The organism is Variovorax boronicumulans (assembly GCF_009811375.1).
In the GTDB taxonomy this organism is placed as follows: domain Bacteria; phylum Pseudomonadota; class Gammaproteobacteria; order Burkholderiales; family Burkholderiaceae_C; genus Variovorax; species Variovorax boronicumulans.
The window spans coordinates 1,076,791-1,088,131 of the sequence record NZ_BKDH01000001.1; the positions used below are offsets into that span (position 1 = coordinate 1,076,791).

Annotated in this window: 11 protein-coding genes; 4 read left to right on the forward strand and 7 right to left on the reverse strand. The window is 70.3% G+C overall.

Annotation, left to right across the window (positions count from 1 at the left end; translation table 11 throughout):
• Positions 1-24: 24 nt before the first annotated feature.
• From VHAB30_RS05080 to VHAB30_RS05090, 3 genes are read right to left on the reverse strand one after another with little or no spacing between them, the layout of a single operon-like run.
• On the reverse strand, positions 25-1,110 hold the full coding sequence (locus VHAB30_RS05080) for a mechanosensitive ion channel family protein (protein WP_062479147.1): 1,086 nt from the start codon (positions 1,108-1,110) through the stop codon (positions 25-27).
• Positions 1,110-3,350, reverse strand: a complete 2,241-nt coding sequence (locus tag VHAB30_RS05085; protein ID WP_095949132.1) for an FUSC family protein — start codon at positions 3,348-3,350, stop codon at positions 1,110-1,112. Before VHAB30_RS05085 ends, VHAB30_RS05080 begins: the two co-directional genes overlap by 1 nt.
• On the reverse strand, positions 3,350-4,405 hold the full coding sequence (locus VHAB30_RS05090; protein ID WP_139706900.1) for an inositol monophosphatase family protein: 1,056 nt from the start codon (positions 4,403-4,405) through the stop codon (positions 3,350-3,352). The genes VHAB30_RS05085 and VHAB30_RS05090 overlap by 1 nt, the downstream gene beginning before the upstream one ends.
• 132 nt (positions 4,406-4,537) lie before the next feature.
• On the opposite strand from VHAB30_RS05090, the gene VHAB30_RS05095 reads away from it, so the two are divergent.
• On the forward strand, positions 4,538-5,269 hold the full coding sequence (locus VHAB30_RS05095; protein ID WP_159276044.1) for an RNA methyltransferase: 732 nt from the start codon (positions 4,538-4,540) through the stop codon (positions 5,267-5,269).
• Positions 5,270-5,336: 67 nt separating this feature from the next.
• Entirely contained in the window at positions 5,337-6,128 is a 792-nt protein-coding gene (gene cysE, locus VHAB30_RS05100) for a serine O-acetyltransferase (RefSeq protein ID WP_223301446.1), read from the forward strand.
• A gap of 28 nt (positions 6,129-6,156) precedes the next feature.
• Here the strand turns inward: cysE and VHAB30_RS05105 are convergent, their stop codons facing one another.
• Positions 6,157-6,582, reverse strand: a complete 426-nt coding sequence (locus tag VHAB30_RS05105) for a winged helix-turn-helix transcriptional regulator (protein WP_235926827.1) — start codon at positions 6,580-6,582, stop codon at positions 6,157-6,159.
• Positions 6,583-6,702: 120 nt separating this feature from the next.
• Here VHAB30_RS05105 and VHAB30_RS05110 point away from each other — a divergent pair, with 120 nt between their 5' ends.
• Both VHAB30_RS05110 and VHAB30_RS05115 read left to right on the forward strand, forming a co-directional pair.
• Complete coding sequence (locus VHAB30_RS05110) at positions 6,703-7,737, forward strand: quinone oxidoreductase family protein (protein ID WP_159276045.1); 1,035 nt, start codon at positions 6,703-6,705, stop codon at positions 7,735-7,737.
• A 13-nt stretch (positions 7,738-7,750) separates the two neighbouring features.
• A complete protein-coding gene (locus VHAB30_RS05115; protein ID WP_159276046.1) occupies positions 7,751-8,248 on the forward strand; it encodes a RidA family protein in 498 nt (165 codons plus the stop codon).
• A gap of 59 nt (positions 8,249-8,307) precedes the next feature.
• Here VHAB30_RS05115 and VHAB30_RS05120 read toward each other — a convergent pair whose 3' ends face one another.
• The 3 genes from VHAB30_RS05120 to cadR all read right to left on the reverse strand — a co-directional run bounded on the left by VHAB30_RS05120 (position 8,308) and on the right by cadR (position 11,289).
• Positions 8,308-9,156, reverse strand: coding sequence for a helix-turn-helix transcriptional regulator (locus tag VHAB30_RS05120; protein WP_159276047.1), 849 nt, complete (start codon positions 9,154-9,156; stop codon positions 8,308-8,310).
• A 133-nt stretch (positions 9,157-9,289) separates the two neighbouring features.
• Entirely contained in the window at positions 9,290-10,537 is a 1,248-nt protein-coding gene (locus tag VHAB30_RS05125) for an acyl-CoA dehydrogenase family protein (RefSeq protein WP_159276048.1), read from the reverse strand.
• Between the two features lie 281 nt (positions 10,538-10,818).
• Complete coding sequence (cadR, locus tag VHAB30_RS05130; RefSeq protein WP_095746108.1) at positions 10,819-11,289, reverse strand: Cd(II)/Pb(II)-responsive transcriptional regulator; 471 nt, start codon at positions 11,287-11,289, stop codon at positions 10,819-10,821.
• Positions 11,290-11,341 lie beyond the last annotated feature (52 nt).

Below are 11,341 nucleotides of genomic sequence, written 5' to 3' on the forward strand. Positions count from 1 at the left end.
AGAAGAAAGACGGCGGCGGGTGCTTCAGCCCGCCGCCGCGCCCTGCATCACCGCCGGCTGCCCCATCGCCGGATCGTTGCCCTCGAAGCGCATCTTCGGCAGGAACTGCGGGTACTCGCGCTGCATGAAGTCGATGACGCCTTCGCGCACGTGGCAGCGCAGGTCGAAGGCCAGGCCGGAGGTGGCGGCGGTGCAGAGCACGCGGACCTGCATGGTGCGTTCGGTGGCGTCGGTCACGCGCAGGTTGAAGAAGCGGCCGTCCCACTCGGGCGCGGCCTTCACGAGGCGCTCGACCTCGGCGCGCAGCGGCGCCAGCGGCGTGCCGTAGTCCAGGTAGAAGAAGACCGAGCCGAGCAGTTCGGCCGAGTGGCGGGTCCAGTTCTGGAACGGCTTCTCGATGAAGTAGGTGAGCGGCAGGATGAGGCGCCGGTCGTCCCAGATGCGCACGACCACGAAGGTGCCGGTGATTTCCTCGACGCGGCCCCATTCGCCCTCGACCACGAGCACGTCGTCGATACGGATCGGCTGCGACAGCGCGATCTGCAGGCCGGCGATGAGGTTGCTGAAGACGGGCTTGGCCGCCAGGCCCGCCACGATGCCGATCACGCCGGCCGAGGCCAGCAGGCTGGCGCCGACCTGGCGCGCGCCCGGGAAGGTCATGAGCATCATGGCGCCGCCGGCCACGACGACGACCGACATGGCGGTGCGCGCGAGCACGCGGGTCTGCGTGAGCACGCGGCGCGCTTGCAGGTTGTCGGAGATGTCCGAAGGGTGCTGCGCGAGCACGCCGTCGGCAAAGCCGCTGATGGCCTTGAGCACGAACCAGGTGCTGGCCGCGATGAGCAACAACCCCGTGAGATGCCGCACGCTGCCGATGAAGCGCAGGTCGTCCGGCGCCGCCTGCCACACCATCATGAGCGCCGCCAGCGGCAGCACCAGCCGCGCGGGGGCGGTGCAGTTGAGCACCATCGCATGCACGGCGGGCGCCGGGCGGGTGATCCGCCTGAGGACCATGCCCCCGATGCGGTGGGCGAGAAGGGCGAGGGGCGCGGCGATCAGGGCGGCAATCCAGGTGCCGAACCAGGGGTGTGCGAGGAGCTCTTGGGTCATCAGGCGGGGGTGGTCTTTGCTTCTGGGGTGTTGTCGTTCAGTGGTTGAAGAATGCGCGCTGCGTCGTCGCGCAGCTGCGTGGCGAGCGCCGTGGCCAGGTCGAGCCGGCGCACCAGCCAGGGGCTGATGTCGTTGTCGAACGGGTCAGGCAGTGGAATGGGGCCGCCGACGGTGGTGGCCCCCGTGCTCTCGGGGTGAGAGGGCCCTGCGATCGGAATGGTTCCCAGGGCGGCCTCGATGCGTTGCGCTGTGCGCACGAGCGGACCTTCGATGTCGCCCGGCGTGAGGCGGTCGCGGCGCAGCACGAGCATCGACTTCACGGCGCTGAGCTGCGCGAGCAGCTGGTAGCTGTGGGCCTGCAGATGTTCGAGCGGTTCGAGCGGCGGCTGCACGGCGCGCGGTTCGGAAAGCGAGCGCTGCGTGGCCTGCACGAGCGCGGAGAGGCTGTCGTAGGCCTCGCGGCGCGCGAGCCGCCATTCGAGCTCGGGGCTGCTCTGGATGGCCTGCAGCTGGCCCAGGCCGAGCGCGAGCCGCGCATGGCGTGCCTGCGCGGTGAGCACGCGCGCCACCAGCGCGGGAATCTGCGTGCGCTCCCACGAGGGCAGCACGTAGCAGAAGCCCCAGGCCAGCGCGGCGCCGATGAGCGTGTCGGCGATGCGCTCGAACAGCGCGAAGATGGGCGCGGTGCCGGTGTTCAGCATGTGGGCCTGCAGCAGGCCCAGCACGGTGGCGGCCACGGCGGTGACGAGGTAGCGCCGCACCGCGAAGCTGTGGGCAATGGCCTGCGCGATGGTCACGGTCACCAGCAGCATCAGCGGCGACGGGTGCGCCGACAGCAGGCCTACCGCGAGCACGCAGCCCAGCAGCGTGCCGGCGACGCGGCTGTTGCGCCGCTCCAGCGTCTGCGAGAGGCTGCCGCGCAGCACGACCACGATGGTCAGCAATATCCAGTAGTCGTGCGACCCCCAGGGCATCGACACGGCGATGCCGTAGCCGGCCGCGATGGCCAGCGCCGCGCGAATGGCGTGGCGCAGCGGCGGCGCGTCCCAGCGCCACAGCGCGAGGAAGGGGCGCAGCGACCAGTCGGTCGGGCTCACGAAGAGCTGCCAGTTGGCGCGCACCACGGCCAGGTTGGGCTCGGCGTCGCCGCGCGCCATGGCCGCCAGGCGCAGCACCTCGTCGTTGATGTGGCCGATGCGGCTGGCCAGTCCGCGCGCGAGCATGGCGGCCGAGGGGCCCATCTGACCGTGCGTGTCTTCGTCGTCGGCCGTCACGTGGATGGCGGCCAGGCGCGGCCGGCGGTCGGCCACGGCGGCGGGGTGGCGGCGCATGAGCAGCGCATCGGCCAGGCCGGTCGTTTCGTCGGCCAGCTCTTCGAGGATGCGGCGCATCTCGACCAGCGCCTGCGCGTGCGACGGATGGGCGCGCAGGGCGTCGAGGTCGAGCTCGCTGGCGAGCAATTGGTCGCGCATCTCGAGCACGATGACGAGCATGCCGGCCAGGCGCTGGCGGCGCGGCGTGCGCGGCGATTCGAGCACGATGTCGCGCGTAGCCTGCAGCTGGTCGGCCAGCGCGGCCTGCTCGCGCAACAGCTGGCCCAGCAGTGAGGCGGGGGTGTCGCGGATGTCGCGGGTCTCGTCCTGCGGCGTGAACTGGCTGGCCTCGGTGCGCATGAGCGCGGCCAGCGAAAACAGCACGTCGGCGATCGACTGCGTGCGAAAGCGCCCGTTGAGCAGCAGGTTGGCCAGCGTGGCCCACACCACGTACAGGCCGGCGCCCAGGCCGAATTCGGTGGTGCGCGCGATGGCGTCCGACAGCCCGGCGGGGGCGGGCGTGGCCATGGAGAAGACCATCGAGAACATCACCGCGATGGCGATCGGAATGCCGCGCTTGCCCCAGGCCATGGCCACGAAGGCCATGAAGGTGGCGGGCACCAGCAGCAGCCCGAGGCGGATCGGTGCGCCGTGCAGCATCTGCACCGCGAAGAACAGCGGCAGGCCGATGAGCGGCGCCGGCAGCATCTGCAAAAACTTGCCGCGGCGCGGGCCGGGCAGGTCGGGCGGCGCCGTGACGATCACGCCGGTGGCGGCGGCCGAGGCGGCCAGGGTGCCCAGCCACAGGTGCACCCCGCCCGAGATCACGAGCAGGCCGAGCGCGACGGTGAGCCCGCTCGCGACGTAGTGGCTCAGCGCAATGCGCAACGCCGCACGAACCCGCGCGGCGGCGCCCGGCCCCGTCATCACTTGGCGGAGGCGTCGCCCTCGGCGGGCGCCTCGCGCTTGATGCGGGTGAGCTTGCGCGGGGCGGCCGGCGCGGCGGGGGCTGCGGCGGCCGGGGTCTCGGCGCTGCCGTCGAGCGGGGCGGCCGTGGCTTCGGTCACGGTGCTGCGGGCGTACAGGTCGACCGAGGCGTCGGCGGGGCTCGACCTGGTCGAGGCCGAGACGGCGCGCACGCGGTCGCTGGCGCGCAGCTTGTCGTCCACGTTGGCGAACTTGGAGTACTTGGCGAGCAGCGGCACCAGCTGGCCGTACACGCGCGGGGCGCCGGCCAGGCATTCGCGCTGGTCGAGGAACTCGGGCTCGCCCGTGAAGTTGCCGATGAGGCCGCCGGCCTCGGTCACCAGCAGCGAGCCGGCGGCCACGTCCCAGGGGTTCAGGCCGGTCTCGAAGAAGCCGTCGGTGAAGCCCGCGGCCACGTAGGCCAGGTCGAGCGCGGCGGCGCCGGGGCGGCGCAGGCCGGCCATGCGGGGCATCATGTCCGCCATGATGGCCAGGTACTGCTTGAAGTTGTCGCCGGTGCGGAACGGGAAACCGGTGGAAATGAGGCACTCGCTGAGCTTCACGCGCTTGGACACGCGGATGCGGCGCTCGTTCATGTAGGCGCCGCGGCCCTTGGTGGCCGTGAACAGGTCGTTGCGCGACGGGTCGAAAACGACCGCCTGCTCGATCTTGCCGCGCACCGACAGCGCGATCGACACGCAGTAGACGGGGAAGCCGTGGATGAAGTTGGTGGTGCCGTCGAGCGGATCGATGATCCAGACGAATTCGGAGTCTTTGGCGCCGTATTCGGTGCCCGATTCTTCGGCCAGGATGCCGTGCCCCGGGTATGCGCCCAGCAAGGTCTCGATGATGACCTTCTCGCTGGCGTGATCGACTTCGGTGACGAAGTCGTTGACCTGCTTCTGGGAGATGCGCACGGCCTCGACGTCGAGGGCGGCGCGATTGATGATGGCGCCGGCGGCGCGTGCGGCCTTGACGGCCACATTGAGCATGGGATGCAGGTTGGGGGACGACATTCTGGATTGTGAGAAGAACGGGTGGGAGAGGTCCCCAAGAATGCAATCTGGGCGACCCTGCGGTCCGGCGATGCGGGCGGCGAGAATCGGGCATTTTACCGGCTCAGCCCGTTTGTGTCTTCCCCACCCGTCATGCGCACCCGTTTCATCCTCATCCAGACCAGCCACGCCGGCAATGTGGGCGCCGCCGCCCGCGCCATGAAGACCATGGGTTTCGACGACCTGGTGCTGGTTGCGCCGCGCTGGGCCAACGTGCTGCGGCGCGAGGAAACCATCCAGCGCGCCAGCGGCGCCCTGGACGTGCTGAACAACGCCCGCATCGTCGAAACGCTCGATGAAGCCCTCGACGGCGTGACCCACCTGTGCGCCACGGCCATGATCCCGCGCGACTTCGGCCCGCCCACGCGCACGCCGCGCGAGCACCTGGAGCCGCTGGCCACGCAGGGCGACCAGCACGTGGCCTTCCTGTTCGGCTCCGAGCGCTTCGGCATGCGCAACGAGGACGTCTACCGCTGCAACGTGGCCCTGAGCATCCCGACCGACCCGAAGTTCGGCTCGCTCAACCTGGGCGCGGCCATCCAGGTGGTGGCCTACGAATGGCGCCTGGCGCTGGGCGGCTACGGCGTGCGCGAGGCCATCGCCCCGGTGCAGGCGGCCGACGCGCAGGCCGTGGCCGGCATGCTCGACCACTGGGAGCGCTCGCTGGTGGACATCGGTTTTCTCGACCCGGCGGCGCCCAAGAAGCTCATGCCGCGGCTGCAGCAGCTGTTCAACCGCGCGCAGCCCACGCCGGAAGAAATCCACATCCTGCGCGGCATCGCCAAGGCCATGAGCGACGCCACCCGCGGGCCGCGCGGCAGCTGAACCGTCACAAAACCCCATCGCGCGTAAGCGAAGACGCCCGGCTTTAGACTGCCCGGCCCCTATCGATATAACGACAACAAAGGCAGCGATGTTCTCTCGACTGCGCGCCGACATCCGGTGCATCCTCGAACGCGACCCGGCCGCCCGCAGCGCCTGGGAAGTGATCACGGTCTACCCCGGCTTCCATGCCGTGGTGCTGCACCGCTGGGCGCACGCCTGTTGGACCCACGGTTTCAAGTGGCCGGCCCGCTTCATCGCGCACTGCGCGCGCGCGTTCACGGGCATCGAGATCCACCCGGCCGCCAAGATCGGCGAGCGCGTGTTCTTCGATCACGCCATGGGCGTGGTGGTGGGCGAAACCGCCGAGATCGGCGACGGCTGCACCATCTACCAAGGCGTGACGCTGGGCGGCACCTCGCTCTACAAGGGCACCAAGCGCCACCCGACGCTGGGCAAGAACGTGGTGGTGAGCGCGGGCGCCAAGGTGCTGGGCGGCTTCGTCGTGGGCGACGGCGCCAAGATCGGCTCCAACGCGGTGGTCATCAAGCCGGTGCCGGCCGGGGCGACCGCGGTGGGCATTCCGGCGCGCATCATCCCGTCGAAAGAAGGCGAGAGCGCCGACGTGGCCGCGCCGCAGAAGTTCTCGGCCTACGGCATCACGCAGGACGACGACCCGCTGAGCCAGGCCATGCGCGGCCTGATCGACAACGCCTCGAGCCAGGAGCACCAGATCGCGCTCCTGTGGCAGGCCATCGAGAAGCTGTCGGCGCAGCCGGGCACCAAGGACTGCGTGCCGGGCGACGCGGCGCGCGGCGAGTCGTTCGAGGCCGACAAGCTCACGCAGCTGATCGGCAAGTAGAGGAGGGGCGCAGGGGCGCGGTCGCCGTTCAGGCGGGCGAGGCCCTGTCTCGCCGCAGGTTGTCTTCCAGCTGGTCCAGCGCATCGCCGTGGTCCAGCGCCCAGCCATAGAGCGCGCGCAAGGGCTCGACGAAGACCTCGCCCAGCGGCGTCAATGCGTACTCCACGCGTGGCGGCACCACCTGGAACACCTCGCGGTGGACCAGGCCGCCCGCCTCCACCTCGCGCAGGGTCAGGGTCAGCATCTTCTTCGATATGCCCGGCAGGGCGCGCTCCAGTTGGCCGGTGCGCATCGCGCCGTGGCTGAGGGCGTACAGCACCATCGAGGTCCACTTGCCGTTCAGGACGTAGTGGATGCGCCGCTGCGCACAGTCCTCGCGCAGGACGAACGACGTGTCGCCGGGCGGCGCCGCGACGCGCGGGACACGGCCCGCACGGTTCATCCGGTTCTTCATGGTCACTTTTTTATCCCTATCGCACTTTTACGTCACTACTTCCAGATTGGTGACGTGAAATCTACCATTCCTGTTTCGTTGCGAGGCATGGTGCCCGCCACACGACAGGAGCAGATTTTCATGAAAGCAGCCGTCATCCGATCCTTCGGCGACCCCGACCAGATCCAGCTCGAAGAGGTCGCCACGCCGGCACCGGGACCGGGCGAAGTCCTGGTCAAGGTGCTGGCCGTCGGCGTCAATCGACTGGATCACTATGTGCGTCTGGGGCAGATCGCCCCGGCCTTGCCGTTCCCGCACATCCTGGGTTCGGATGCCGTGGGCGAGGTCGCCGCGCTGGGCGCTGGCGCTTCGCGCTTCGCGGTGGGCGAGCGCGTGATCGCCATGCCCGGCTACCCGACCGACCCGGCGCAGTGGAACACCCGCCCGGTCACGGCGGCGGCCAGCTATGCGATTCCCGGCATCCACATGCCGGGCACCTACGCCCAGTACATCGTGGTGCCCGAGCACTGGCTGCTGCGCGACACCACCGGCCTGCCGGCCGAGCAGATGGCCGCACTGCCGGTCTCCTTGCTGATCGCGATCCGCGCGGTGCAGGTCGTCGGCGAGGTCAAGGCCGGCGACCGGGTGCTGGTGCATGCCGGCGCGTCGAGCACCGGCATGATGAGCATCCAGGTGGCCCGCGCGCTGGGTGCGCGCGTCGTCACCACGGTGCAGAACGCGGCCTCCGCCGAACTGGCCGTGCGCCTGGGCGCCGAGCTGGCGATCGACACCGGCACGCAGGACTTCGTCGAGCCCGTGCGCACCTGGAGCGGCGGGCAGGGGGTCGATGTCGCGATCGACAACCTCGGCGGCGATGTGCTGTCCCGGACCCTCGAGGCCGTGAAGCCCATGGGCATCGTGGTGGCGATGGGGTTCATGGCGGGCACCGACGTGCGCTTCGACATCTGGCGCTTCTTCTTCGCGCAGCAGCAACTGCGCGGCACGCTGGTGGGCGACATCGAGGACTTCGCTGCCTGGCTCGACGCGATACGGCAGGGCCGGGTCCGCGCGCAGATCGACAGCGTGTTGCCGCTCTCGCAGGCCGCCGAGGCGCACCGGCGCATCGCCGCCAACGAGGCGCGGGGCAGCATCGTGCTGCAGCCGTGGGCGAGCTGAAGCGGGGCGCGCCATGGACGCTTCGCGTGCGACCGGGAACGACGAGGTGCTGCAGCGGCTGCAGGCCCTGGGCCTTGTCCTGCCCGAACCGCCATCGCCGCTGGGTGCCTACCGCGCAGTGATCGAGGCGGCGGGCCTGCTGCATGTCTCCATGCAGGGGCCGGTGGTGGCGGGGCATCCGCTGCCGCGCGGGCTGCTCGGCGCCGAGCTGACGCTGGAAGAAGGCCGTCAGGCGGCCCGGCTGGCGGTGCTCAATGCGCTGGCCCAGGTGCGCCTGAACCTGGGCGGTTTTCAACGGGTGCGGCAGGTCGTGCGGCTCGAAGGCCATGTCGCCTGCGTGCAGTCGTTCACCCAGCACCCGCAGGTGCTCGACGGCGCCTCCGAGCTGCTGGCCCGCCTGTTCGACACGCGCGCGGGCCATGCGCGGTCGGTGTGCGGGGTGCGCAACCTGCCGGGCAACCTGCCAGTGGCCGTGACCTTGACCCTTGAAGTGGAACCCTCACGTCGCTGAGGTTGCCGACACCGCTGACGCCGCCCGGCGTTCAGCCGTTCATCTCCACCACGCCTCACTCATTGAAGCGGTGCCGAGCGGCCCGTTGCCGACGTGTTCAGTTCGCTGAGCATGTGCACCAGGCGCGCCGTCGAGCGCGTGCCGAGCTTCTCGCGGATGCTGCGCAGCTGGTGGTCGATCGTGGAGAGCGAACGGTCCAGCTGGCGCGCGATTTCCTTGTAGCTCAGGCCGCCGGCCGCCAGCTTCGCCACCTTCAGCTCCGCCGGCGTCAGCGCCGCGAGGTTCGCGGGGGCCCGCTCGCTCTGCACCTGCGCGAACCGGTGGGCGGCGCTCAGCAGCGGGCCCAGCGCAGTGCGGGCCAGGCCCGGCAACTCGTCGCACACGGCGTGCTTCCAGCGCGGGGCCCTGTGGTGCCAGTCGGCGCAGATCATGCCCACCGGCCGGTCTTCGTCGTGCACGGGAACCGCCAGCTTCGAGGCCGTGCCGGCCTGCATCAGCGTGGCGCGCAACTCCTGCGTGAAGCTGCGCTCTTGCGACACGTCGATGATGGGGGCGATGCCGCTGCCGCTCCAGACGGCGCGGATGCCCGGGTTGGCGGCGCTGAAGCGCAGGCCGATCACCGCAGGCAGCGGTTGCGACGGGCGCTGCACCTCGGCCGCGACCACGTAGTCATGCAGGCGGCCGCTGGCGTCGACATAGCCGCCGAAGCCGGCGTCGACGCGGTCGGCGTCGAGCGTGTCGCGCAGCCATTGCACCGAGATGCGCCAGCAGGCCTGCGGGTCGTCCAGGTACAGCAGCAGCTGCGCGGCCAGCTCGCGGCCCGGTCGCCAGGTGATCGCGCGCTCGCCTTCGAACAGGCGCCGCCGGAGCTGGCGTTGAAGCACAAGGATGTCGTGGTCTTCGAGCATGGGGCCGGGCTGCAGTGCGGAAGTCGAATGCTACGGCCCGGCGTTCCCGGGCGGAAGGGGGCTGCTTCCGATGGCACGCCGGTGTGGCCCCGCGACGCTGGCGCCGTTCAGGCGAGCGTCGACCCTGCGGCCGTCACGCCGCACCGCTGGCCGTCAGCGGGTCGTAGTCTGGCGAGCGCAGCAGCTCGTGCAGCTGGCGACGGCGCACGCCCATGTTGCCGCCGTCGAACAGCGGGAGCACCAGGGCGTCTTGCAGCATGCCGGCCAGCGGCAGGTCGTGGTCGTAGCTGTCGATGCCCACCACGCGCATCAGGTCGGTGATCACGCGCACCGCGGTCTCGGAGCCGTAGATCTTGGCCTGCAGCGCCAGCTCCAGCGCCGCGGGCGATTGCGTGTCCAGCGCGTGGCACGCGCGCCAGTTGAGGTAGCGCGAGGCTTCGATGGCGGTCTTGGCATCGGCCAGCGCATACCCCACGGCCTGGTGCTCGATGATCGGAAGGGCGCCGCCGCGGCATTGGGTCTTGGCGAAGTGCAGGGAGAAATCGAAGGCCCCCTGCATCAGGGCCGTGCCGAACACGCCGACCAGCGCCGCCGTCGCCGAGAAGCTGGCGGCCACCAGGTCCTTGCCGCTGCCCACCGGGCCCAGCACGTTGGCCTGCGCGGTGCGCACGCCCTCGAGGCGAAAGCGGGGCGTGAGGTGCGCGCGGTGGCCCATCGAATCGTGATAGCGCTCGACCACGATGCCGCCCTCGGGCCGCGGAACGACCAGCACCGACAGCCCGCTGTCGGGCGGCGCGTCGGCGTCGGTGCGGCACACCACGCACAGCAGGTCGGCGCCTTGCTCGTCCCATCCGGTCGCGCTCGAAATCCACTGCTTGGTGCCGTCGATGACCCACTGCCCGCCATCGAGCCGGGCGCGGGTGCGCGTGCCTTCGCCGGGGGCTGCGGCATCGAAGTTGGCGCTGCCGCCGGGCTCGCTGTTGCACAGGGCGGCCAATGGCACACCGGAGCCTTCCAGGAACGGCCCGAGAAACGCCTTCTGCTGCTCGGGCGAACCCCCGATCGTCACGGGCAGCAGGCCCAGCAGCGTGGCGAACATCGTGAGCGACACGTTGGGGTCGACGCGATAGAACTCCTCGGCCACCACGGCCATGTCCAGCATGCCCGTGCCTTCGCCGCCGAACGGCATCGGGATGATGCGCCGCAGGAACCCGGCCTTCACCAGCTGTGCGTAAAACGGCCGCGTGGCGACGAAGCGCGCCAGCGGCGTGGGCAGGTGGCGCGTGGCCGGTGCGACCTCGGTCAGTACGCTGCGCGCGAAACGGCGAGCCGACAGTTGCAACTCGCGCTGCGCGGGGGTGAGGGTGAAGTCGATCGGCATGGTGTCTCCGTTGTAGGTCTGTCCGGCTCGCGGCCCCAAGGTCGCAGGGCGGATGCGCCGGGTCGGCGGAATTGTCTGCCGGGGTCGGTCGCACCGCCTTCGCGAACATTCGCGATGCCGGTGGGCGTGTCAGGCCCTGCCCGAGGAGATGCGTGTCAGTGCGGACACGCGTGTGCATTGGCGCGGAGCCCGGCCACACAGCCTTCACACGAACCATTGAAGTTCGGTCAACGGCGGCGAAGCACGCCCCCGCATCGCCCGGCGTAGCGCCGGGCCTGAGGTCAGGAGCGCTTGGCGGAGGCGCCGTGCAGCGTGCCGTGCACGTGCCCAGCGTGCTGGCCGAAGGTCTCGGGTGCGAGCGCGGCGGTGTCCAGCTCCTGCAGGATGCCGCAGGCGCTGGCCGATTCGGGGCCGCCGCACTGCAGGCGCAGCGCCTTCAGCTGCTTTTCCAGCGTCTTCAGCTCGGCGATGCGCGAGGCCACGTGGCCGATGTGGTCGTCCAGCAACTGGTTCACCTCGCCGCAGTCGTCCTGCGGCGCATCGCGGAATTTCAGGAGGCTGCGGATCTCGTCGAGCGTCATGTCCAGCGAGCGGCAGCGGCGGATGAAGCCCAGGCGCTGGGCATGCTCGTCGTCGTAGATGCGGTAGTTGCCGTCGGTGCGCGCGGGCGCGGGCAGCAGCTGCTCGCGCTCGTAGTACCGGATGGTTTCGACCGGCGTGTTCGTGGCCTTGGCCAGTTCACCGATTTTCATGATGCGGCATCTCAAGGAAGTGGCAATCAACGGTTGACTCTACACCTGCTTC

What these genes read in the sequence shown, in the direction of transcription:
- VHAB30_RS05085 (WP_095949132.1), bottom strand. Translation starts at nt 3,350, where the DNA reads ATGACGGGGCCGGGCGCCGCCGCGCGGGTTCGTGCGGCGTTGCGCATT.
- cadR (WP_095746108.1), bottom strand. Translation starts at nt 11,289, where the DNA reads ATGAAAATCGGTGAACTGGCCAAGGCCACGAACACGCCGGTCGAAACC.
- VHAB30_RS05110 (WP_159276045.1), top strand. Translation starts at nt 6,703, where the DNA reads ATGAAAGCAGCCGTCATCCGATCCTTCGGCGACCCCGACCAGATCCAG.
- VHAB30_RS05105 (WP_235926827.1), bottom strand. Translation starts at nt 6,582, where the DNA reads ATGAAGAACCGGATGAACCGTGCGGGCCGTGTCCCGCGCGTCGCGGCG.
- VHAB30_RS05080 (WP_062479147.1), bottom strand. Translation starts at nt 1,110, where the DNA reads ATGACCCAAGAGCTCCTCGCACACCCCTGGTTCGGCACCTGGATTGCC.
- VHAB30_RS05115 (WP_159276046.1), top strand. Translation starts at nt 7,751, where the DNA reads ATGGACGCTTCGCGTGCGACCGGGAACGACGAGGTGCTGCAGCGGCTG.
- VHAB30_RS05120 (WP_159276047.1), bottom strand. Translation starts at nt 9,156, where the DNA reads ATGCTCGAAGACCACGACATCCTTGTGCTTCAACGCCAGCTCCGGCGG.
- VHAB30_RS05090 (WP_139706900.1), bottom strand. Translation starts at nt 4,405, where the DNA reads ATGTCGTCCCCCAACCTGCATCCCATGCTCAATGTGGCCGTCAAGGCC.
- VHAB30_RS05125 (WP_159276048.1), bottom strand. Translation starts at nt 10,537, where the DNA reads ATGCCGATCGACTTCACCCTCACCCCCGCGCAGCGCGAGTTGCAACTG.
- VHAB30_RS05095 (WP_159276044.1), top strand. Translation starts at nt 4,538, where the DNA reads ATGCGCACCCGTTTCATCCTCATCCAGACCAGCCACGCCGGCAATGTG.